The sequence below is a fragment of the Idiomarina sp. 017G genome (assembly GCF_004362265.1).
GTDB classification, from domain to species: domain Bacteria; phylum Pseudomonadota; class Gammaproteobacteria; order Enterobacterales; family Alteromonadaceae; genus Idiomarina; species Idiomarina loihiensis.
Genome location: NZ_SNWT01000003.1, coordinates 26,782 through 50,054, shown reverse-complemented (window position 1 = coordinate 50,054; position 23,273 = coordinate 26,782). Strand labels below are relative to the sequence as shown.

The window sequence follows — 23,273 nt, the reverse complement described above, 5'->3', positions numbered from 1 at the left end:
TTTCTTTACTTATAAAAAGCAAAGAAAACCCCTTTTCAATCAATCAACTAGGAGTTCGCATTTCAGCCATAACAAATGCAGTATCGGGGCGTTCGCCTCCCATCCAAAGTTGGTAAGAGGACGCTGCCTGCTCAATCAACATGCCAAATCCATCGCTGACATTTTTACAGCCGGCCTGCGTCAGTTGCTCCATAAATACCGTTGGTTGGTCGGCATACATTAAGTCATAGCCAGAGGCATTTTCGGATAGCAGCGGAGGGAGCGTTAAACGCTGTCCATTCAAACTGCTGCTGGTGGCGTTAATTAACAGATCTATGGGTTCGTCAATTTCAGACGCAGAGGAACGTACCTGAATTCGGTTCGCTGCAACCAGCCCCAGTGTCTCTAGCTGAGATTTAAGTATTTCAGCTTTCTTTGCCGTTCGATTAACCAAATACAGACATCGCGGGTTTTGCTCCAGCAGAAGAGGTATTATTCCCCGCGCGGAGCCTCCGGCACCAAAAACAACAAGTGAGTGCTCACTTACTTCAAGGCCTTTATTTTTAAGGTCAATAATTAAACCTTCGCCATCAGTATTATCACCTAGTAGCTGACCATTGCCATAAGGAATTAAGGTGTTCACCGCCCCCGCTAACCGCGCACGATCGGACAGTTTAGTAACCAAGGATGCAGCCTGCTGTTTGAATGGCAAGGTGACATTGGCACCCTGCCCGCCGTGGCGGAAAAATTCAGCAACCCGGCGGGGAAAATGCCCAGGCGTGGATAAATAGCGTTGATAGTTAATTGAGTCTTGCCGAGTCTGCGCAAACAACGCATGAATACGCGGAGACAGGCTATGCGCTATGGGGTTCCCGAATACGCCCAGGCTGGTCACGGATTTCATACTGACAGCCAGTCTCTGGGTTTTAAATAATACTCGGTAAGCAGCTCTTCCGCAGAACCCGGCTGAGCTTGCCAGTCGTATTCCCAACGCGCCAGCGGCGGCATCGACATTAAAATAGACTCCGTTCTGCCACCGGTTTGCAGACCAAACAAAGTTCCCCGATCCCAGACCAGATTAAATTCCACATAACGCCCGCGGCGATATAACTGGAAGTCTCTTTGTTGCTGAGTATAAGCTAGGTTTTTGCGGCGTTCGACAATAGGCAGATAAGCTTTGGTGAAAGCATCACCGACCGCTTTTATCACCGAAAAGCACTCGTCAAATGAACGGTCGTTAAGGTCATCAAAAAATATACCACCTACACCGCGCGCTTCGTCGCGATGCTTAAGGAAAAAGTAATCGTCGCACCAGGCTTTATACTCCGGATAGAGCTTTTCATCGACGCTATCGAGCGCGTTTTTCGCCTGTTGATGCCATTCAATAATGTCTTGATCAAAAGGATAAAACGGCGTTAAATCGAAGCCACCGCCAAACCACCAAACCGGTTCTTCACCTTCTTTTTGCGCAATAAAAAAACGCACATTCATATGGACCGTCGGTACCATAGGATTTTCCGGGTGCATTACCAGAGAAACACCACAGGCATTGAAGTCGCGACCTTCCAGCTCTGGTCGGTGTGCCGTTGCCGAGGCAGGCATTTTCTCACCGTACACGTGCGAAAAGCCCACACCACCCTGTTCAAAAACCGCACCGTTTTTTATGATCCTCGAGCGACCACCGCCGCCTCCCGGCCGGTCCCAGCTGTCTTCCTGAAAGATCTGCTCACCGTCCGCCTGCGCCAGCTGCTGACAAATAGCATCCTGCAACGACATCAGGTAGCTTTTTACCTGCTTCAAGTAATCATTATGCATCGTCTCTGAGAACCTGATTATTTAATGGGTTTATGATTCGAGTCGGGTTCGCAGCTCCACCGGTGCTTTCATCCATTATCCAGTCCACACTGTCACCAAATTGCTGACGAACTTCTGCCGCAGTTCGGGCGGGTTCCTGCCCGGTTAAATTGGCGCTGGTAGAGACTAACGCGTGGCCCAGTTCGCGGCACAACGCTCTGGCAGGTTCATGTGCAGTCACTCGCACAGCAATGGTATCGCGGCCGCCCGTCAATAAGGTTGATACGCCCTTTCTTACCGGCAGAATCAATGTAACCGGCCCCGGCCAATGTGACAAAACGCTGAATCGTTTGTCCTGCGCAATAGCGGAGTCTTCAACATAGGGAAGTAACTGACTGTAATCGGCGGCAATTAATATAAGACCTTTCTCGGCAGGTCGCTGTTTCAGGCTTAATAGCCTCTGAACAGCAACCTCATTGCGGGGGTCGCATCCCAGTCCAAATACCGCCTCGGTCGGATAGGCAATAATGCCCGTTTTTATAGCGCTGTGCGCTGCTTCCCATGTATCTGCCATAATCACTCCTCAACTCAATGAGTCGGATTATAACGCGTCCGACTTATAGTCGCATTGCTTTTGCGGGCAGACTTTGCGAATTCCGGCGGCGGTTTTCTTTTTCACCAGCAGCGGGTACTGGCATTTGGGGCAGACTTCATCGACCGGGGGCTGATTCACGGTAAATTCACATTTCGGGTATTGGTCGCAAGCGTAGAATACGGTACCGCGCCGCGATGTTTTTTGGTGTAACTGGCCTTTGCCGCATTCCGGGCAGCGAATCGTCTCTTCTTCCTCAACGTTAGGTTCAGTAACGAACTCGCATTCAGGAAAACCGCTACAGCCAACAAATAAGCCATAACGACCACTCTTTAACTGCAGTTCCTGGCCACACTCAGGACAGGGAACGCCGAGATCTTCGGGCTCAATTTCAGATTGCTCCCGAAGGCCTCGCTTATAATCGCAGTCCGGGTAACCGGTACAGCCTAAAAAGCTGTTATGCCCAACATGTTTAATAACCAGTGGTCGCTCACAACGGGGGCAGCGCTCATCTGATGACATTAATGCAGGGGTCCTTCAGCTTCCTCAAACAGCAAACCTTCCATTTGGTCGTACGCAGCTTCCTGACCCGGAACATTAAACAGCACCATAAGTACAACCCATTTCAGGTCATCCAGAGTAAAGTTCGGCGTTTCCAGTTCCATCACACGGTCAATGACTACTTCTCGTGTAGCAAAATCAAGCACACCCAGGTTTTCCAGGTACATCAGAAAACCCCGGCTCTGGCTGTCCAAACGAGTCATCTCTGCCGCGGTATAAATACGGGTAGACTGCTGCGGAGCAACATCCAGATAAGACTTGGTTTCCATTTGCTGCAAATCGGCCAGGCGTTCTAACCACGCCAAAGCCTTCTGGATTTCCTGATGACGGAAACCAGCCCGGGTAAGTTCATTGGTTAACTCATCGTGATCAACTACAACTTCCATTTCCGAATGAATGTAGTTTTCAAACAAGTACATGAGGATATCAAACATACTTTAGCGCCTCCCCACTTTGATATAACCGCCTGGTACGGCTGCCACTAGCCCTTCTAATTCGAGTAACACTACTTTCTCCATGACTTCAGCAACCTCGAGTCCGGACAATTGTACCATGTCATCAATTGTTCGTGGCTCTGAACTCAGACTAGCGAACAATCGATTGTTTGCCAAGCTTTCATCGCGACATTCGGTATCACCTTCTATGGCAACCTCAGTATCGTCAACCGAGAACCAGTCAAGAATGTCCTGCGGCGTATTAATTAACTTAGCGCCCTGTTGAATTAACCAGTGGCAGCCCTGATGCTCAGGCAACAACACCGATCCCGGAACAGCTCCAACTTCACGCCCTTCGTTCAAAGCGTGTATTGCCGTTGAAAGCGAACCGCTTTTGCGCGCCGCTTCAACCACCACCACGGCCTGACTGATACCACTAATAATACGGTTACGGCGGGGAAAATGATCGATTCGCGCGGTTTGCCCGGGCGGAAATTCGGAAATCAGCAATCCCTGATGTGCAATAAAGTCCTGTAAGGCTTTGTTTCTTCTGGGGTAGTACTGGTCGATACCAGTACCTAAAACCGCTATGGTTTTTCCTTTATCGGCTGCGGTTTTATGTGCTTGAGCGTCAATGCCCATCGCCAGACCGCTAACCACCACAACACCCGCCGCAACTAAGCGCTCGCTAAACCAGTCAGCAATTTGTAAACCACTGTGAGTGGCTTTGCGGCTGCCAACAATAGCCACACTAACTCCTTGCAAAAGCTCTTTACGACCCCGGTAATAAAGTAACCAGGGCGGATTAGCTATGGCTTTTAACGCAGTTGGATAATCTTCACTAAAGTAAGAAATAACGCCCTGATAGTCACTACGACACCAATTTTCAGCTGCATTTAACCAACGCGCCTCGACCGGTTTTAGCGATTGCCCCCATCGTTCAAAAATGGCATCCCAGCTGGTACATTCCCGAGCAGCTTTCTGTACCTTGTTTGATGCGCGTGTCATCCCCATTAATACACATAGTTCCTGTGTGTTCACAGACTGTCCTTGACCTACCAATTTAAGGTAAACTAAGGGTAGATGAAGAATTGGAGGTTCTAATGGCAAAAATGACGGTTCTGCAATATCCGGACGAACGTTTGCGCAAAGTCGCACAGAAGATTGAAAAGGTAGATGACAATATCCGCTCGGTTATCGACGATATGTTTGAAACCATGTACGAAGAACAAGGCGTAGGCCTTGCGGCAACTCAGGTTGACGTGCACAGACGGCTGTTTGTTTCTGATTGCAGCGAAGATCAAAACGAACCGCTGGTGTTCATTAACCCGGAAATTACCGAAGCAGAAGGCCACTTTAAGAACGATGAAGGCTGTCTGTCGTTTCCCGGCGTTTACGCCAAAGTTGAACGCGCTGAGAGAATTACCGTTACTGCACTAGATAAAAACGGCGAGCGTTTCAGCCGTTCCGCTGAAGGGCTACTGGCCATTTGTATTCAGCATGAAATAGACCACTTAGACGGTAAACTCTTTGTTGATTATCTATCGCCGCTGAAGCGCGAACGTATTCGCAAAAAACTAGAGAAAGAGCAACGTTTAGCTGAGAAGCAAGCGGCGGAAGCACAATAATGCGAATTGTCTTTGCCGGTACTCCGGACTTTGCAGCACAACACTTACAACAATTGCTTGATGAGTCTCATCAGGTAGTGGGCGTTTATACACAGCCCGACAGGCCTGCAGGGCGAGGCAAAAAGCCACAACCCAGTGCAGTTAAGAAGCTTGCGCTTGAGCACCAGCTTCCGGTTTATCAGCCCGAGTCTTTAAAGTCGGATGAGGATCAGGCTGCACTAGCCGAGCTAAAACCTGACGTTATGGTAGTGGTGGCTTATGGCTTACTGCTTCCGCAGGCGGTATTGGATATTCCCGCAAAAGGCTGCCTGAACGTACACGGTTCTTTGTTGCCCCGCTGGCGAGGTGCCGCTCCAATTCAACGCGCGATATGGGCTGGCGATTTAGAATCCGGTGTCTGCATTATGCAAATGGAAGCCGGCCTGGATACCGGTCCGGTGCTGCACGAAGAACGCTGCGCTATCAGTCCGGACGAAACCTCGGCTTCGCTTTATCACAAGCTTGAAAGTCTGGGGCCTGAGGCGTTAATTAAAGTATTGAAAGATCTCGACGGCTATCAGAGCCAGGCTAAGCCGCAAAGTGACGCCAATGCCACTTATGCGAAAAAGCTAACCAAGCAGGAAGGTAAAATAGACTGGACCCAACCGGCGGCCTTTATCGAACGCTGCGTACGAGCGTTTAACCCCTGGCCAATGAGCTGGTGCCAGTCAGAAAATTTAAAAGCCGGACAGAACACACTCAAAATTCACGCAGCTGAACTTATTCAGGGCGCAAGCAATAAAGGTCCGGGAACGATTATTAATGGTACACACGAAGGCATCGACGTGGTAACCGGGGACGGTATTTTACGTATCACTCAGGCGCAGATGCCGGGCAAAAAGGCTCAGCCAGCCAGTACCTTAGTAAACGGCTACAGTAATGTCTTTAGCCCGGGACTGGAATTACAATGAGCCGGCAGAAAAATTCAGAAAACGGTGGTCAGGGAGCAACTAGCCGGGCCGCCGCTGCAACCGCTATCTTTCATGTATTAGAGAAAGGCGAGTCGCTTTCCGCGGCTTTACCCCACGCCACCGGTAAACTCTCTGACACAGATAAGCGTCTTGCCAGTGCAATTAGCTACGGTGTTTTAAGGGTTCTGCCCAGCCTTAACAAGCTGGTTGGGGCTAAACTGGATAAGCCACTTAAAGGTAAGCTTAAAGTATTGCACTACTTACTACTGGTAGGTGCCTATCAGCTTTATTGTCTTCGTATTAAAGACCACGCTGCCGTTAGCGCCACAGTAGAAGCAGCGCGTATTCTGGGCAAACGTAATCACAAAGGTCTGGTAAACGGTATACTGCGTCAATTACTGCGCGAAGCGCCTGCGGCAGATGAGTCACAGCAGCGCGAGCTACCTGTTGACGCGATGCAAAATCATCCGCGCTGGTTGTTTGAAGCAATTCAGGCAGACCACCCACAACAAGCCAGCGACATTCTCATTGAGAACAACGCACACCCGCCCATGTGGTTACGTGTGAATCGTCGTTTTTTCAATCGCGATGACTATTTAAGACAACTGGAAGACAGCGGTATTGCCGCCGAAGGCGATACTCTGGCTGGCGATGCGATTCGTCTGCATTCGCCTGTTCCGGTTGAACGGCTTCCGGGGTTTGACCGGGGCCACGCATCGGTACAGGACCGTTCGGCCCAGTTAGCTGCGGATTACCTGAACGCAAAGGCTTCCCACCGCGTACTCGATTGTTGCGCCGCTCCGGGAGGCAAGCTATTGCACCTGCTTGAGCGAAATGACTTTGAACAACCAGTTCAGGCCATTGATATCGATGCTAAACGTCTTGAGCGAGTGGACGAAAATCTGGAGCGCGCCGGTTTAAGTGCCGTAGTTCATTGCGCCGATGTTGCTTCAACTGATGATTGGTGGGACGGCGAGCAATTTGACCGCATACTACTGGACGCGCCCTGCTCGGCAACGGGCGTGATACGCCGCCACCCTGATATTAAGTGGCTGCGTCGCGCTGAGGACATTGATGAGCTCGCGCAATTGCAAAGTCAGATACTAAATTCGCTTTGGCCTTTACTTAAATCCGGCGGAGAGCTGCTTTACGCAACCTGCTCTATTCTAAGCCAGGAAAACCAAACTCAAATTGAGTCTTTTCTAAAACAGCAATCGGGTGCTAGTCTGATACCTATTGATGAAAAGCAGAAAACTCTGCAACTGCTCCCGGGTGAACATAACGGGGATGGTTTCTTTTACGCGAGATTGAAAAAAGTCGAATGAAAATTATCATACTCGGTGTTGGCCAGGTTGGCGGCACATTAGCAGAAAATCTGGTTGGCGAACGTAACGATATCACCATAGTTGATACCAACAACGATTTACTGGACGATTTGCAGGATAAATATGACCTGCGGGTCGTCGTTGGTAACGGAGCCCATCCTGATGTTTTACGTCGCGCGGGTGCCGACGATGCGGACTTGCTTATTGCAGTAACCAGCAGCGACGAAACTAATATGATTGCCTGTCAGGTTGCTTACTCGATATTTAATACGCCAAAGAAAATAGCCAGAATTCGCTCTGAAGAATACATCCGCTATAAAGATCAGCTTTTTCATAATCAGGATGCCCCAGTTGACCACATTATTTCACCGGAACAACTGGTAACCAGCTATATTCGCCGACTTATTGATTACCCCGGCGCACTGCAAGTGATGGAGTTCGCCAACGGACGAGCCAGCCTGGTCGCAGTAAAGGCCTACTACGGCGGGAAGCTCGTTGGCCATGCTATCTCAACACTGCGGGAACATATTCCCAATATCGACACCCGGGTTGCGGCTATTTATCGTCAGGGTAAGCCTATACGCCCTACCGGAACCACAATCATCGAAGCCGATGATGAAGTTTTCTTCATTGCCGACACCCGCCACATTAGTACCGTAATGCAGGAACTGCAAAAGCTGGAAGACAAATACCGCAGAATAATGATTGTTGGTGGCGGCAACATTGGTGCCGGCCTGGCGAAACAACTGGAAGTTGATCACCGGGTTAAGCTAATAGAGCGTTCAGAAACCCGCGCGGAAGAGCTTTCGCAAAGCCTTGAGCATACCTTAATTTTCCGTGGTGACGCGTCCGACCAAAAGTTGCTGGAAGAAGAGCACGTTGAAGACATCGACGTGTTTATTGCGGTTACCAACGACGACGAAGCGAACATTATGTCAGCCATGCTGGCTAAACGTATGGGCGCCCGTAAAACTATGGTGCTCATTCAGCGTAGCGCCTATGTTGACTTGGTGCAGGGAGGCGAAATTGATATTGCCATTTCACCGCAACGTGCGACTGTTTCAGCTCTACTAACTCACGTACGCCGTGGCGATATTGTTAACGTTTACTCACTACGAAAAGGTGCCGCCGAAGCTATTGAGGCAATTGCACATGGTGATGAAGACACGTCCCGAGTGGTGGGTAAAGCCATTAAAGATATCAAGCTTCCGCCGGGAACCACCATTGGTGCGGTTGTCCGGGGACAAGAAGTGCTTATGGCGCACAGTGAAACCATCATTCACTCCGACGACCACGTGATTCTTTTCTTGCTGGATAAAAAGTACATTGATCAGGTTGAAAAAGTCTTCCAGCCAAGTGCTATGTTCTTTTAGTCCAGTTCTTTCAACTGCACCCGGCCACGGGTGGCAGCTTGTAGCTTCTTCTGCAGCGCCCCAACATTCACGGGGCGTAGCAACACCTTAAGCCGCACACTTTCCTCGTACTCCGAAGATTCCGTTTCAGCATTGGCCTCAAGCAAAAGCGGTTCAACATCGCCCTGGTCAGTATAAGCAAAGTTTAACTGAAAGCGTTGTTTAAAAACCCTTTGCTCTTTTTCAAGCTCAGCTAATGCGGCGACTGTCGCGTCGGTATAGGCTCGCTGAAGTCCGCCCGTTCCCAATTTCACCCCACCAAAATATCGCACGACTATAGCGGTAACCTCGCCGACGCCGCTATTTTGTAGCGCCATAAGCATAGGTCGCCCCGCTGTTCCCGAGGGTTCTCCGTCGTCGCTGTAAGCCATACTCTGGCTGTTATTAGGTGCTGAAAAAAGCGACGCAGAGCAATAGTGAGAGGCCTTAGGCCAGCGCCTTTTTATCACGGCCAGAAACTCTGATGCGCTGTCGACGTTTGCTGTATGTGCCAGGCACGCAATAAAGCGGCTGCCTTTAACTTCTATTTCGACTTCCGTTTCCGAAGCCGGAATGTCGTAATCCTGATCATGCAAGACGGGTAACCTTTTTCACGTAAGCATCTAATGCAGTTTGGCGTGTAAGGTTATCATTTCGCTCGCGGTAAACCACAATATTATCCTCGATTCGCACTCCACCAAAGGGTTTAAACTCATCCACTCTGCGCCAGTTAATTAAATGCTTATTGCGTGAATTCGCTAATTTCTGCAGCAAAGGCTCAATAAAGTAGATTCCGGGTTCAATGGTATAAACCTGTCGGGGCTCTACGGTACGAGTGGTTTTTAGCGTAAGGTGACCACTAGGTGGCGCTATCGGCGTGCCTCTTTCATCAGCCTGCGCAGCACCAACGTCGTGTACCTGCAAGCCCAAGGGGTGCCCTAAGCCATGCGGAAGAAACACCGTGGTTATTCCGTCTTCAATCATTTGTTCAGGACTGCAACTGACAAAACCAAAAGCAAAAAGCACATTAGCAATTTGTTCATGAGCCAACTGGTGCAGCGCCGGGAATTCAACGCCCGGCTTCATTTTATCAATTAAAGCCAATGTAATTTGGTCAAGTGCAGCTATCAGCTCTTCGTATTCATTATGTTGTTTAGACCAGGTACGGCTAATGTCGGCGGCATAACCACAAACCTCAGCACCCGCATCAACCAACATCGACTTAAGCGAGCCTGAAACTTTTTTATCAGGCATCCAGTGATGCAAAACACTGGCGTTTTCATTTTGTCCAATAATGTGATTATAAGGCACTTCGTTCTGCCCTTGCCGAGTAGCCGCCATATATTTCAGCAGACAATCAAACTCCGACTCACCGTTAAAAAAGGCGTCAGCGGCCGCAATATGGCCTTCAGCCGCAATATGGTTTGCCTGGGTCAAACAGGCAATTTCATAGTCGGTTTTAAACAAGCGATGATAATGAAAAAAGTGAAGAACAGGATCTGGGTTTATATTCTCAAAACCCAGAGCCTTGGCAACCTCAATATGTTCACCAAGGTAAGCCGCGCTTTTCTTATCGTAAGGAAGTAGTTTTTCAATGGCCTCTGGCGAGCTGATGTGTTCCACGTGGAACTCTTCTAACCAAGGAGCTCCCTCGAGGCTTGCTGTCGTGTGCCAAAAATCTGGAGAACTTAATAGAACTAAGGTTGGCCGGGTGTTCGGCTTTAAAATAACCCAGGCATTAGCCAACTGAGTTTCCGGACACCAAGCCTTAAAGTGAGGGTTCGCACGAAACGGATAGTTCATATCATCCAAAAACCAACGTTTTTGCTGGCCCGAATGAATGGCAACTAAATCTAAATTTTCTCGTTTAAAAAGTCGTTCAGCACGAGTCTGAAGCTGCTTTATATGGTCAGGAAACAACGGCCACAAATCTGCTGTCGCAGTCATATTGGATCGCCTTATTCAGTATCAACAATTGTCATATCAACAACTTGCTCAAACAAATTATCCTCGTTACCACCCAACATCCTATAAATTTGCTGATAACTCAATACTGCTTTTACATAATCTCTGGTTTCATGGTACGGAATGGTTTCGACCCACACATCGGCAGCAACAGGCTCGTCAGGTAACCACTCTTTAACTCGATAGTAGCCTGCATTATAGCTTGCCGTAGCTAATAACCAATTATTCTCAAAGCGGTGTTTCAGTCGACTTAAATAGTCCGTGCCCAGGCGCACATTGACGGCAGGGTCATTCAACCGCCGCCAGCTATTATTCTTAGTATCCAGTTGCTTTGCAGTACCAGGCAGAATCTGCATTAGTCCCCTTGCACCAGCACTTGAATACGCGTCGTGCCGAAAGTTACTTTCCCGGCGCGTAATAGCTAAAGCCCAGTTTTCATCAATTCCGGCAGCCTGTGACGCCCGCCCTAGTATGTCTTTGTAAGCTAAAGGGAAACGAATCCCCACAGCGTCAAAGTGCCCTATTTGCGCAAGTGTCCATATTGCCTGATCGTGCCATCCCCATTCGCTCGCCAGATATGCCGCAACCTTTTGTTCCTCGCCATCAAGCTGCGTTAATAAATGGTTCCATTCGCGTCGGGCGTCGACCCAACGCTCCAGTTGAATCAATTCGTATGCACGTTGCACGCTAGGATGATTACGAATTTGCTCAAGCTGAACAACACTGACTTCAAGTTTCTCCTGCTCAAGACTCACCGGCTTTTGCAACCGCGCGGCCGCCAGAAACCCGTAGTAATGGCGCTCATCGGCTAAATCTTCATACAGCTCTTGTGCGGCCAAAGCATTACCGGTTACCTCCTGGGAGCGAGCCAGCCAGTAACGCCATTGGTTACCCTGCCGAATGGCAACCGGCAAGCTTTGAATCGCGTCTCTAAGGCCTTCGTAATCTTTGTCCTTAAGATAAATAGCCAAACGCCACTGTAAAACCCGTTCATTTAGCGCGGTTACCGGAACGCGATCATGCCAGACACGAGCTTCGGGATGAGAGTTTAAGCTTAACGCAACAGCAAATTCTTCGGCGATGCGGCCCTCTTGCTGTTCGGTAAAGGGCAGTTGTGAACTCAGCTTTTTATAGCTTCGCAGAGCAATGTTTTCATCACGCCAAACCAGCTTGGTTAAAGCATAGGTAACTATTTGTGCCTCTTTTCCAGGGTAGCGCCCTTTGTACCAGGAGCCGTCTTCAATGGCAGCCGGTGAGTACCTCACTTTATGATAAAACTCCCCAAGATACTGCTGTAACTCAGGTAATAAGTCGGTTAAATACGGGAGCAGAGTCGGGTTACCGTGCTCAGCAGCCAATTCCAATCGTTCCCACACTTTTTCTTCGGTGCGCCCACCCAACTTCGTCCATTCGTCCAAAATAGGGTCACAAGCCGACGGAAGCGAAAATCCATGCTTCCAGATAGCATCCACCTGCCGCCTAAAAGGCCCGTCCCCCAAACCCGTTTTACGTTGAGACTCTATAAATTGACAACGATGAGTTAGGGTTCCCGGATGCCGGAAATCCCGAATAAAGCGTGAATATTCATTTTGTCCCGCCAGATAGGTAAGCCAGGGTTGTCTTAATTGCCAGTCGAGGGGAGTCTTTTCATACTTTTCGAGAAAATCCAGCACGCGGTCTTCATTGGCCAGATATCCAACTTGCTCCAGCCGGGCCAATTCCAGATACGGCACTAAAGGATAACCCTCCAGCTTTTCAAGTAATAGCCGGTATTCGCCCAAGCGGCCACGTTTAGCCGCGTACTCCGCTTTTTTGAATAGCTCACGCTGCTGCTCCCGTTGTTTTGTATCAACAGGTTCAGACTGAACCGCACCACTGCTTAGCAGGAACAACACGAAAAACAATGGCGCACTGTAACGTATGATAAACGACTGCTTTTTCATTGATTCAAACGCATGTTTAAATAACCGTTGAAAAATTGGCGTATTCGCGCCAAACTCTGTCTACCTTAACCCAAAGCTATAGCAGAATCAGTTTCTTTATAGCAACAAATTAATGGAAGTCGTGGGAGACCCAAGATGATCTATCAAGGTGAAAGCATTCGGGTCGATTTTATCGAACCAGGTTTCGCAGAATTACAATTTGATGCGAAAGGCTCGGTTAATAAATTCGACCAGGCTACATTAGAAGAATTCAGTGAAGCACTGACAAAATTACAGAACACTGACGATTTACGTGGCGTTATTGTTACCAGCAGCAAGTCGACCTTTATTGTCGGCGCTGACATTACCGAGTTCCTGACGCTATTCTCTGATCAGGAAAAAACCCGCAGCTGGGTGGCAAAAGCCTCACGCGTGTTTGATCAATTAGAAGACCTGCCAGTTCCAACCGTTGGAGCCGTAACCGGATTCGCACTGGGCGGCGGTTGTGAAGCATTGTTAGCTTGTGACTACCGTGTTGCGGACACCACAGCAACTATCGGCCTGCCAGAAGTTAAACTGGGTCTTATCCCTGGCTTTGGCGGCACCATGCGCTTACCTCGCGTGATTGGTCCGGACAACGCGCTTGAGTGGATAACCACAGGTAAAAACAACAAAGCCCTTGATGCGCTGAAAGTTGGTGCTGTGGATGCGGTTGTTGAACCGGAAAACCTGACTAAAGCCGCACTCAACTTAGCTAAAGCCGCAGCAGCCGGCCAGCAGGACTGGAAAGCCAAGCGCCAGCCTAAGTTAGAGCCGCTGAAAGCTAACGACACCGAACTGATGATGTCGCTGGTTACCGCCAAAGGCATGATTACGGCAAAAGCAGGCAAACATTACCCGGCGCCTCATAAAGCCTTAGAAGCCATTGAAAACGGTGCCCGCGAGCATCGTGAAGGCGCGCTAACAGCTGAAAACAACGCGTTTTTCGACCTCACCCAAACCGAGGCTTGTCAGGCTCAAGTTGGTATCTTCCTGGCGGATCAGGCAGTTAAAAGTAAGTCGAAAAAATACGCTAAAGCAGCAACCAAAGAAATTAAGACAGCAGGTGTTTTAGGTGCCGGCATTATGGGCGGCGGTATCGCTTACCAGTCAGCGCTTAAAGGCGTACCGGCTGTTATGAAAGACATTAAGCAAGACGCTTTAGACTTAGGCATGAAAGAAGCCGGCAAGATCCTGAAAAAAGGTGTTGAGCGCGGTAAGGTAAACAACGAGAAGATGATTAAAATCTTGTCTTCTATTACGCCTACGTTGCTGAATGACGCAGTCAAAGACGTCGATATTGTCGTAGAAGCCGTTGTCGAAAACCCGAAAGTTAAAGGCTCGGTGCTGGCTGAAATTGAAGGCGTAATTGGCGATGATGCCATTTTGACTTCAAATACCTCGACCATTTCTATTACTGAACTGGCTAAAAACCTGAAGCGCCCTGAGAAATTCTGCGGAATGCACTTTTTCAACCCGGTACACAAAATGCCATTGGTTGAAATTATCCGTGGCGAGAAAACCTCAGATGACACTGTTAATGCGGTAGTCGCTTATGCACTTAAGCTGGGCAAAACTCCTATCGTTGTTAACGACTGCCCGGGCTTCTTAGTAAACCGCGTATTATTCCCTTACCTGGCAGGCTTTGCTGGCATGGTTGATGAAGGCGTTGATTTCGTCGGCATCGACAAGGTTATGGAGAAGCAATTCGGTTGGCCAATGGGTCCTGCGTACTTAAGCGATGTTGTTGGTATTGACACAGCTGATCATTGTACCGTTGTTATGGAAGCAGGCTTCCCGACCCGCATGAAACGCGACGAGTCCAGCGCCATTGCTAAACTGGCAGCTGCTGAGCGTTACGGTCAGAAAAACGGCAAAGGCTTCTATGTTTACGGCACCGACAAAAAAGGAAAGCCAACCAAAGAAGCGGATCCTGCCACTTACGAGCTATTAGGCTGTGAGCAAGGCAAGAAACTGGATGCTGATGAAGTCATTGCGCGCTGCATGATCCCTATGGTGAACGAAGTGGTTCGCTGTCTGGAAGAAGACATTGTTGGCTCTGCTGCCGAAGCAGACATGGCGCTGCTTTATGGCTTAGGCTTCCCTCCATTCCGCGGCGGCCCTTTCCGTTATCTGGAAACGCTTGGCATGGACAACTTTATTCAACTGGCAGACAAGTACGCGCACCTGGGTGAAATTTATCAGGTTACCGACGGCATGCGCGAAATGGCTAAAGCCGGTAAATCTTACTTTGACACAACCAGCGCGAAGTAAGGCTTGAGGAGGTTATTAAAATGAAAGACATCGTCATAGTAGATTGTATTCGTACGCCAATGGGGCGTTCAAAAAATGGTGTTTTCCGCCATACTCGTGCCGAAGACCTCTCAGCTGCGCTGATGAAGGGCTTACTTGAGCGTAACCCGGAAGTTGACCCGGAAGAACTGGAAGACATTTACTGGGGTTGTGTACAACAAACCTTAGAGCAAGGTTTTAACATTGCGCGTAATTCAGCATTAATAGCCGGTATTCCGCATAAAGTGGCCGGTGTAACGGTTAACCGTTTGTGTGGCTCTTCAATGCAGGCATTGCACGACGCTACGCGCGCTATTATGAACGGCGACGGCGATATCTTTATGGCTGGAGGTGTTGAGCACATGGGTCACGTACCAATGACTCACGGAATTGACTTTCACCCGGGCATGAACAAGTCTGTAGCGAAAGCCTCTGGCAGCATGGGTATGACCGCTGAACTGTTATCTCGTAAGTTCGGTATTACCCGCGAACAACAAGACGAATTTGGTGCACGCTCTCACAGAAAAGCGCACGAGGCGACGGTTGAAGGCCGCTTTGCTAAAGAGATTTACGCAATGAATGGCCACAACGCCGACGGCGAACTGGTACGTGTTACTGAAGACGAAGTGATTCGCCCAGAAACCACTGCTGAAGGCTTGTCACAGCTTCGCCCAGTGTTTGACCCTGCTAACGGTACGGTAACCGCTGGTACCTCGTCAGCCTTGTCAGACGGCGCCGCAGCCATGTTGGTTATGTCTGCCGACAAAGCCAAAGAACTGGGTCTGACGCCACGCGTTAAAATCCGCTCAATGGCCGTTGCAGGTTGCGATCCGTCCATTATGGGTTACGGACCGGTTCCGGCAACAGAAAAAGCGCTGAAGCGTGCTGGTGTGTCTATTGACGACATCGACGTTGTTGAACTGAACGAAGCCTTTGCCGCGCAGTCACTGCCTGTACTTAAAGGTTTAAAACTGTTCGACAAGATGGAAGAGAAAGTGAACCTGAACGGCGGTGCTATCGCTTTAGGTCACCCATTAGGCTGTTCTGGCGCTCGTATCTCAACGACGCTAATCAACTTAATGGAAGAGAAAGACGCGAAGCTTGGCTTAGCAACCATGTGCATTGGCCTTGGCCAGGGTATTGCTACTGTCTTCGAACGCGTTTAAAAGAAACAGAAAAATTAGGGCGGTTTAACACTTTAACTGCTCAGAGGAAGGGGGGAGCGAAGGCTCGCCCCTTTTTATTGTCAGGAAAGACTCAGAAACACGCCGTGAACCCATCCTTGGGGGCTTGACTGCAGCCATCCATGGCTGCAGACAGTTTCTGAGTCTTTCCCGCCAACAAACAGCGGCGCAATCCATCACTCCCCCTCACCTATTAAGCGCGAAAGTGTTAAACTGCTCGGCAATTTCGCTTAACATCGTTGAAAGAAGTCATGACCCAGATTAACTGCGACAAAGAACTCGATACCTTAGGCCTTAAATGCCCAGAGCCCGTAATGTTAGTTCGTGCGGCTATTCGTAAAATGGATGTTGGTCAGGTGTTACTGATTATTGCGGATGATCCCGCAACAACCCGGGATATTCCGGGCTTTTGCGAGTTTATGGAGCATGAATTGGTTGGTTCTGAAACCGAAGAAATCCCCTACCGCTACTGGGTTAGGAAATCTCATTAATAGCCTGACGCTTAGATGTCAGGCTTTGTCTTTATTTAAGTACATTTCCCAAAACTCGGCCTGACCTACGTCACCTAATTCATAAGGTGCAAAGCCGAAGTTCTCATAGGCTTTTTTCGCCCGGTCATTGTTTTCAAGCACTTCCAGTGTCAGCTTCACGCAGCCGCGAAATTCCGCCAGCGTTTTCACTTCTTCTAAAAGCTTTTTAGCAACGCCCTGACCCCGATATTCGGGAATAACGGCTATGTCATGAATATTCATTAGTGGTTTTGCTGCGAAGGTTGAAAAGCCTTCTACACAGTTTGCAACGCCAACCGGAGTGTCGCCATCGTAGGCCAGCAAAGAAAACACATGGTCTCGTTTTGCCATTTCGTCTATCAAGCTTTCTTTAACGTCATCAGATATGCCCTCACCGCCACCCATTGGGTCTTTGGCATAAGCGTCTAACATAGCAATAACGGCATTACGGTGTTTGGGGTTGCTATAGTCCGCTAGAGTAATTTCTATCATTCTTCCTTCGCTCATTTTACAACGTAAACTGTTTCATTCGGTCAGCAACAGGCTGATAGCAATGACAGCTAGTAACATGGTCGTTCACCATACCAACTGCTTCCATAAAAGCATAGCAAATGGTCGGTCCGACAAACTTAAAGCCTTCCTTTTTTAACGCTTTTGCCATGCTTTGGGAAGCCTTGGTTTCTGTTGGGATCTCACTTTGCGTCGGGTACGCATTAATAATCGGTGAGCCACCTACAAACTCCCACAGCCACTGCTCAAACTTAACGCCCTTTTCTTCCATTCTTAAATACGCTTCAGCGTTAGTAAAAATGGCATCAATTTTGGCCTTGCTACGGATAATATCACGGTTGCTGTACAACAATTCACGATCAGCGTCACTCATAGCCACAATAGCTTGTGGGTCAAAGCCTAAAAAGGCTTTCTCGTAACCACTCTGTTTGCGCAGAATAGTTAACCAACTTAGTCCCGCCTGCTGCCCGTCTAGGCACAATTTAGCAAAAAGTTCTATCGGGTCGCTTACCGGACGCCCCCACACATTGTCATGATAAGCGCGGTAGTCGTCAGCAGATTCACACCAGGAACACCGTTCTGGCTGATTATTTGTCATGCCTTCCCCTATAACCAAGGCGATTCAGAGGGTATAATCTACGCATATTTTTCGACCTTCGGTCAACCACAAATAACAAAGCAGAGAATGCGTATGTCGACGTACGATGTGAAAACCTTTCAGGGGCTTATTCTTGCTCTTCAGGATTACTGGGCTCAGCAAGGCTGTGCCGTGGTTCAACCACTGGATATGGAGGTTGGTGCGGGTACCTTTCATCCAATGACCTTTCTGCGCTCATTAGGTCCGGAGCCAGCCAGTTTTGCCTATGTGCAACCCTGCCGCCGCCCGACCGATGGCCGGTATGGTGAAAACCCGAACCGCCTGCAGCACTATTATCAGTTTCAGGTCATTATGAAACCATCGCCTAAGGACATTCAGGAGCTTTATCTGGGGTCTTTAGAAATGCTGGGCTTTGACACACTAACTCACGACATACGCTTTGTAGAAGACAACTGGGAATCGCCTACTCTGGGTGCCTGGGGTCTGGGCTGGGAAGTCTGGCTTAACGGTATGGAGGTCACTCAGTTTACTTATTTCCAGCAGGTAGGCGGTATCGAATGTCGCCCCGTGGCCGGAGAAATCACCTACGGCCTTGAGCGTTTAGCTATGTACATTCAGGGCGTGGACAGCATCTACGACCTGGTCTGGACCGACGGCCCGCGCGGTAAAATCTTGTATCGGGATGTTTTCCATCAGAACGAAGTTGAGCAATCGACGTACAACTTTGAATATGCCGATGTTGACGTGTTGTTCCGCCGCTTCGACGACTGCGAAAAAGAATGTGAGCTGTTAATAGAGAAGTCTCTGGCTTTACCCGCGTACGAGCAGGTTATGCGGGCATCTCACGCATTTAACCTGCTCGATGCCAGACACGCGATATCTGTAACCGAAAGACAGCGCTACATACTTCGCGTCAGAACCATGGCAAAAGCCGTTGCCGAAGTCTATTACCAGACGCGCGAAGCTCTTGGCTTCCCTTTAGCCGACGATAAAAACAAACCAGCAGCGAACTAAGGAGAGCAGAGCGTGCAAAAAGAAAACTTATTAATTGAGTTAGGTACTGAAGAGCTTCCTCCAAAAGCCTTAAAGTCGCTGCGTGACAGCTTAAAGTCGGGTATTGAGTCAGGCTTAAAAAACGCAGAACTCAGTTTTGATAGCATCGAGGCGTATGCAACCCCTCGCCGACTAGCCGTTCTGGTGAAACAAGTTGAAACCGAACAGCAGGACAAAGAAGTCGAGAAGCGCGGGCCAGCAATAAATGTGGCCTTTGACGATACCGGCAAGCCAACTAAAGCTGCCGAAGGCTGGGCTCGCTCCAACGGCATTACTGTAGAGCAGGCTGACCGGCTTAAAACAGACAAAGGCGAATGGTTACTGCATAAGGCGACAGTAAAAGGTCAGGCGCTATCTGTCTTAGTTCAGGGTATCTTGGAAGCAGCAATTAAAGCTCTGCCTATTCCGAAACCGATGCGTTGGGGCGACAGCACCGCGCAATTTATTCGTCCTGTGCACACACTCACTGTCATGCTGGGCAGCGAACTTATTGAAGCCGAAATTCTGGAAACGAAGAGTGCTCGTTTTATCCAGGGCCACCGCTTTCATTCACCCCAAGGTTTTGAGCTCGATCATGTCGACAACTACTTATCTAAGCTCCGTGAAGCGAAAGTGATCGCTAACTTCGAAGAGCGTATTGAAATCATTCAGTCGGAAGTATCACGTCTTGCCTCAGAACTCGGCGGCCAGGTTATTCAGGATGACGAGTTAGTTGAGGAAGTTGCAGCCCTGGTGGAATGGCCGGTAGCTTTAACAGCCAGTTTCGATCAAGGTTTCCTCGCGGTACCAAAAGAGCCGCTTATCGTTACCATGAAAGACGACCAACGTTACTTTCCGGTAGAAGATGGCAAAGGTAACTTACTGCCACAGTTTATTTTCATTACCAATATTGAAAGCCGTGACCCTCAGCAGATCATTAAAGGTAACGAAAAAGTCGTTCGCCCTCGCCTGGCGGATGCACAGTTTTTCTTTGAGTCTGACAAAAAGGTGACTCTGGAATCACGAGTTGCTGCGCTGGACTCTGTTCTGTTCCAAAAACAACTGGGCAGTATTGGCGACAAAGCTCGTCGTATATCGGTGTTAGCAGGGAAAATTGCAAACCAGTTAACTGCCGACGTAAAAGCATCAGAACGAGCAGGTTTGCTGTGCAAGGCTGACCTGGTTTCCGATATGGTTTCTGAGTTCCCTGAAACCCAGGGCGTTATGGGTAAACACTATGCCTTGAACGATGGCGAAAGCCCGGTTGTTGCTGAAGCAATAGAACAACACTACTGGCCTCGTTTTTCCGGTGACGAACTGCCTTTAACTAAAGAGGCTTGTGCCGTCGCTTTAGCGGACAAACTCGACACACTGGTCGGTATATTCGGTATTGGTCAGGTACCTAAAGGTGACCGTGACCCATTCGCTCTGCGCCGCGCCGCTCTTGGTTTGCTGCGTACTCTGGTAGAACGTAAGCTTTCATTAGACTTACATGAACTGTTAGCGGCATCCGTCGAAGGCTTTGGTGACAAGCTATCGAATAACACTGTCGCTACTGATGTTTTTGATTTTCTACTCGGTCGTTTTCGTCCCTGGTATCAGGATCAAGGCATTACCGTCGATGTTATTCAGTCGGTACTTGCCCGTTCCCCCTCTAAGCCAACGGACTTCGACCAAAGAGTAAAGGCTGTTCAGTCATTTAAGTCTATGGATTCTGCAGCCAGCCTTGCCGCAGCCAATAAGCGCGTAGGTAATATTCTGGCAAAATCAGACGAGGAGATATCCGGTAACGTGGATGAAGCTCTTCTACAGGAAGAGTCTGAAACAACACTTTATCGTTTGGTTAAACAAACGGAAGGCGCTGTTAAGCCACTGATTGCCGCTGGTAAATACAGTGACGCTCTCACGCATTTATCAGAGCTTAAAGAGCCTGTGGATGCGTTTTTTGAGCATGTCATGGTCAATGCCGACGACGATAAAGTCCGAATTAACCGCCTCAACTTGCTGTTCCGCTTGCGTCAGCTGTTCTTAGAAATAGCGGATATTTCTTTGCTTCAGTAACTAACGCTTTGATTTTTAATAAATAAAAAGCCGGCTTCATTTTCATGAGCCGGCTTTTTTGTTGCCTGTTGCTAACATCGCTGTTAAGCCTAGACGTCCAAATTGGCAACCTTAAGAGCATTGGATTCAATAAAGGCTCTACGCGGTTCAACTTCATCACCCATTAACGTGGTGAACAGCTGATCTGCGCCAATAGCGTCCTCAATAGTTACCTGAAGCATACGGCGAGTATCAGGGTCCATCGTAGTTTCCCACAGCTGGTCAGGGTTCATTTCGCCCAGACCTTTATAACGCTGAACGTATAAACCTCGCTTGGATTCACCAATAAGCCATTCCACAGCTTCAACGAAGTGTGTAACTGGCTGCTTCTTCTCACCGCGAAGCACATAGCCACCCGGCTCAACCAAAGAGTCGATCTCTTCGCCAAGCGTCACTATTTGTTCGTAGTCTTTAGACATTAAGAATTCATAGTTCAGCGGGTAATCTGTGTCGACACCGTGTTGACGAATCGTCGTCGAAGGTAACCACATCTTGCGTTCAGTATCTTCATGCAAAGAAACGGTATAAGTTGCCGAATTAATTTCACGGGCAGTTAGGTCATCGTTTAATGTTTTAACCCACTTCTCCATGTAATCTTTATCTTTCAAACGATCATCCGTTAAACGAGGCGCATAGAACAGACGCTGTAAGAAACGCTCAGGCATACGACGACTTAAACGCTTAATATTTTCCTGCGCCATCTGATAGCCGTTAACCAAAGTTTCGAGCTTTTCACCAGAAATACCTGGTGCGGTTTCGTTAACATGTAAAGATGCATTATCCAGAGCTAAACTGGTTAAGTAGCGAATCAACGCAGGGTCATCTTTAATATAAACTTCCTGCTTGCCCTTCTTCACTTTGTACAGCGGGGGCTGAGCAATATAGATGTATCCGCGCTCGATAATTTCAGGCATTTGACGATAGAAGAACGTCAATAACAAAGTACGAATGTGTGATCCGTCAACGTCGGCATCCGTCATAATAATAATACGGTGATAACGTGTTTTATCCGGGTTGTACTCATCACGGCCAATACCACAGCCCATAGCAGTAATTAATGTACCAACCTCGACAGAAGACAGCATTTTGTCAAAACGCGCTTTTTCTACGTTAAGAATTTTACCTTTAAGTGGCAAAATCGCCTGGTTTTTACGGTTACGACCCTGCTTAGCGGAACCGCCTGCAGAGTCACCCTCCACAATATAAAGTTCAGACAGTGCCGGGTCTTTTTCCTGACAATCGGCCAACTTACCAGGTAAGCCCGCAATATCCAGAGCACCTTTACGGCGTGTCATTTCACGTGCTTTACGAGCGGCTTCACGAGCTCTTGCTGCATCAATAATTTTATTGATGATAAGTTTCGCTTCGCCCGGGTTTTCTAATAAATAGTCCGCTAATTGCTCGTTCATTGTCTGCTCAACAGCAGATTTCACTTCTGAAGAAACCAGCTTGTCTTTTGTTTGAGACGAAAACTTAGGATCAGGCACTTTAACAGAAATAATGGCGGTCAGACCTTCACGCGCATCGTCACCCGTTGCAGAGGTTTTTGATTTTTTATTATAACCCTCTTTCTCCATGTAGGTGTTCAGTGTACGCGTCAAAGCAGCACGGAAGCCGGCTAAGTGTGTACCACCATCACGCTGCGGAATATTGTTGGTAAAACAATAGATGTTTTCCTGGAATGAATCATTCCACTGCATGCTGACTTCAACACCAATACCGTCTTCTCTTTGTATTGTGAAGTAAAATGCTTTCTGGTGAATTGGCGTTTTATTCTTATTCAAATAATTAACAAAGGCAGCAATACCGCCTTCGTATTTAAATAAATCTTCGCGGTCGTCACGCTCATCGCGCAACCGAATGCCAACACCAGAGTTCAGGAACGAAAGTTCGCGCAGGCGCTTGGCCAGAATATCGTAGTGAAATTCAGTATTGGTAAAAGTTTCATGGCTAGGCCAAAAACGTAGTTCTGTACCCGTTGTATCAGTATCGCCAACAGGTTTTACATCGCTGTCAGGCTCACCCATATGATAAGTCTGCTCGTAAACCTGGCCTTGTCGACGAATGGTCAACTGCAGTTTTTCAGATAGCGCGTTTACAACAGAGATACCAACCCCGTGCAAACCACCGGATACTTTATAAGAGTTATCGTCGAACTTACCGCCGGCGTGCAGTACGGTCATAATAACCTGAGCAGCTGAAACACCCTCTTCTTCATGTATATCAACTGGAATTCCACGACCATCATCTTTCACACTAACAGAACCGTCAGAGTGGATGATAACCATAATTTCTGAACAGTGACCAGCTAAGGCTTCGTCAATAGAGTTATCGACAACTTCAAAAACCATGTGGTGCAAACCAGTTCCATCATCCGTGTCACCAATGTACATACCTGGGCGTTTGCGAACCGCATCCAACCCTTTCAGAACCTTGATACTCGATGAACCGTAATTATTTTCTTCCAT

At 48.5% G+C, this 23,273-nt stretch carries 21 protein-coding genes; 9 read left to right on the top strand and 12 right to left on the bottom strand.

The genetic code is table 11. The features are described 5' to 3' along the window. Positions 1-43: 43 nt before the first annotated feature. Genes aroE through dprA form a run of 6 tightly spaced genes read right to left on the bottom strand, consistent with a single transcriptional unit; the run spans position 44 to position 4,401 of the window. Positions 44-883, bottom strand: a complete 840-nt coding sequence (aroE, locus tag DEU30_RS06295; protein ID WP_114981819.1) for a shikimate dehydrogenase — start codon at positions 881-883, stop codon at positions 44-46. Further along, positions 880-1,794 (bottom strand): oxygen-dependent coproporphyrinogen oxidase, encoded by a 915-nt coding sequence (hemF, locus tag DEU30_RS06290; RefSeq protein ID WP_114981820.1) that lies wholly within the window; start codon positions 1,792-1,794, stop codon positions 880-882. The genes aroE and hemF overlap by 4 nt, the downstream gene beginning before the upstream one ends. After that, positions 1,787-2,347 carry an L-threonylcarbamoyladenylate synthase gene (locus tag DEU30_RS06285; RefSeq protein ID WP_110012860.1) on the bottom strand — a complete coding sequence of 187 codons (561 nt, stop codon included), beginning with the start codon at positions 2,345-2,347 and terminating at the stop codon, positions 1,787-1,789. Before DEU30_RS06285 ends, hemF begins: the two co-directional genes overlap by 8 nt. A 27-nt stretch (positions 2,348-2,374) precedes the next feature. Next, positions 2,375-2,887 carry a type I DNA topoisomerase gene (locus DEU30_RS06280; RefSeq protein WP_114981821.1) on the bottom strand — a complete coding sequence of 171 codons (513 nt, stop codon included), beginning with the start codon at positions 2,885-2,887 and terminating at the stop codon, positions 2,375-2,377. Next, a complete protein-coding gene (locus DEU30_RS06275; RefSeq protein WP_011233284.1) occupies positions 2,887-3,360 on the bottom strand; it encodes a DUF494 family protein in 474 nt (157 codons plus the stop codon). Before DEU30_RS06275 ends, DEU30_RS06280 begins: the two co-directional genes overlap by 1 nt. A 3-nt stretch (positions 3,361-3,363) precedes the next feature. Next, the gene (dprA, locus tag DEU30_RS06270) at positions 3,364-4,401 is read right to left on the bottom strand and encodes a DNA-processing protein DprA (RefSeq protein WP_227016336.1); all 1,038 of its coding nucleotides are present in this window, start codon (positions 4,399-4,401) and stop codon (positions 3,364-3,366) included. Positions 4,402-4,463: 62 nt separating this feature from the next. Between dprA and def the strand changes: the two genes are divergently transcribed. Genes def through trkA form a run of 4 tightly spaced genes read left to right on the top strand, consistent with a single transcriptional unit; the run spans position 4,464 to position 8,636 of the window. Then, entirely contained in the window at positions 4,464-4,988 is a 525-nt protein-coding gene (def, locus tag DEU30_RS06265; RefSeq protein ID WP_011233282.1) for a peptide deformylase, read from the top strand. Continuing rightward, positions 4,988-5,938, top strand: coding sequence for a methionyl-tRNA formyltransferase (gene fmt, locus DEU30_RS06260; RefSeq protein ID WP_114981823.1), 951 nt, complete (start codon positions 4,988-4,990; stop codon positions 5,936-5,938). Before def ends, fmt begins: the two co-directional genes overlap by 1 nt. Continuing rightward, on the top strand, positions 5,935-7,263 hold the full coding sequence (gene rsmB, locus DEU30_RS06255) for a 16S rRNA (cytosine(967)-C(5))-methyltransferase RsmB (RefSeq protein ID WP_114981824.1): 1,329 nt from the start codon (positions 5,935-5,937) through the stop codon (positions 7,261-7,263). The genes fmt and rsmB overlap by 4 nt, the downstream gene beginning before the upstream one ends. Beyond that, on the top strand, positions 7,260-8,636 hold the full coding sequence (gene trkA, locus DEU30_RS06250) for a Trk system potassium transporter TrkA (RefSeq protein WP_011233279.1): 1,377 nt from the start codon (positions 7,260-7,262) through the stop codon (positions 8,634-8,636). The genes rsmB and trkA overlap by 4 nt, the downstream gene beginning before the upstream one ends. On the opposite strand, the gene DEU30_RS06245 is transcribed toward trkA, so the two are convergent. Genes DEU30_RS06245 through DEU30_RS06235 form a run of 3 tightly spaced genes read right to left on the bottom strand, consistent with a single transcriptional unit; the run spans position 8,633 to position 12,562 of the window. After that, complete coding sequence (locus tag DEU30_RS06245) at positions 8,633-9,250, bottom strand: YigZ family protein (RefSeq protein WP_114981825.1); 618 nt, start codon at positions 9,248-9,250, stop codon at positions 8,633-8,635. The two genes, trkA and DEU30_RS06245, sit on opposite strands and share 4 nt — an antisense overlap. Beyond that, on the bottom strand, positions 9,243-10,601 hold the full coding sequence (gene pepQ, locus DEU30_RS06240; RefSeq protein ID WP_110012854.1) for a Xaa-Pro dipeptidase: 1,359 nt from the start codon (positions 10,599-10,601) through the stop codon (positions 9,243-9,245). The genes DEU30_RS06245 and pepQ overlap by 8 nt, the downstream gene beginning before the upstream one ends. Positions 10,602-10,612: 11 nt before the next feature. Further along, positions 10,613-12,562 carry a transglycosylase SLT domain-containing protein gene (locus tag DEU30_RS06235; RefSeq protein ID WP_110012853.1) on the bottom strand — a complete coding sequence of 650 codons (1,950 nt, stop codon included), beginning with the start codon at positions 12,560-12,562 and terminating at the stop codon, positions 10,613-10,615. Between the two features lie 135 nt (positions 12,563-12,697). Between DEU30_RS06235 and fadB the strand changes: the two genes are divergently transcribed. From fadB to tusA, 3 genes are all read left to right on the top strand, one after another. Further along, positions 12,698-14,854, top strand: a complete 2,157-nt coding sequence (gene fadB / locus DEU30_RS06230) for a fatty acid oxidation complex subunit alpha FadB (RefSeq protein WP_114981826.1) — start codon at positions 12,698-12,700, stop codon at positions 14,852-14,854. A 20-nt stretch (positions 14,855-14,874) separates the two neighbouring features. Beyond that, the gene (gene fadA, locus DEU30_RS06225; protein ID WP_011233274.1) at positions 14,875-16,038 is read left to right on the top strand and encodes an acetyl-CoA C-acyltransferase FadA; all 1,164 of its coding nucleotides are present in this window, start codon (positions 14,875-14,877) and stop codon (positions 16,036-16,038) included. A gap of 269 nt (positions 16,039-16,307) precedes the next feature. Then, entirely contained in the window at positions 16,308-16,547 is a 240-nt protein-coding gene (gene tusA, locus DEU30_RS06220; protein ID WP_011233273.1) for a sulfurtransferase TusA, read from the top strand. 18 nt (positions 16,548-16,565) lie between these two features. Here tusA and DEU30_RS06215 read toward each other — a convergent pair whose 3' ends face one another. Continuing rightward, the gene (locus tag DEU30_RS06215) at positions 16,566-17,057 is read right to left on the bottom strand and encodes a GNAT family N-acetyltransferase (protein WP_114981827.1); all 492 of its coding nucleotides are present in this window, start codon (positions 17,055-17,057) and stop codon (positions 16,566-16,568) included. 16 nt (positions 17,058-17,073) lie between these two features. Beyond that, the gene (locus DEU30_RS06210; RefSeq protein ID WP_114981828.1) at positions 17,074-17,673 is read right to left on the bottom strand and encodes a DNA-3-methyladenine glycosylase I; all 600 of its coding nucleotides are present in this window, start codon (positions 17,671-17,673) and stop codon (positions 17,074-17,076) included. A gap of 93 nt (positions 17,674-17,766) precedes the next feature. Between DEU30_RS06210 and glyQ the strand changes: the two genes are divergently transcribed. Both glyQ and glyS read left to right on the top strand, forming a co-directional pair. Next, a complete protein-coding gene (gene glyQ / locus DEU30_RS06205) occupies positions 17,767-18,687 on the top strand; it encodes a glycine--tRNA ligase subunit alpha (protein WP_016341241.1) in 921 nt (306 codons plus the stop codon). A 12-nt stretch (positions 18,688-18,699) separates the two neighbouring features. After that, positions 18,700-20,766, top strand: a complete 2,067-nt coding sequence (gene glyS, locus DEU30_RS06200; RefSeq protein WP_114981829.1) for a glycine--tRNA ligase subunit beta — start codon at positions 18,700-18,702, stop codon at positions 20,764-20,766. 89 nt (positions 20,767-20,855) lie between these two features. On the opposite strand, the gene gyrB is transcribed toward glyS, so the two are convergent. Continuing rightward, positions 20,856-23,273: a DNA topoisomerase (ATP-hydrolyzing) subunit B gene (gene gyrB / locus DEU30_RS06195; RefSeq protein WP_114981830.1), complete on the bottom strand. Its 2,418-nt coding sequence runs from the start codon at positions 23,271-23,273 to the stop codon at positions 20,856-20,858.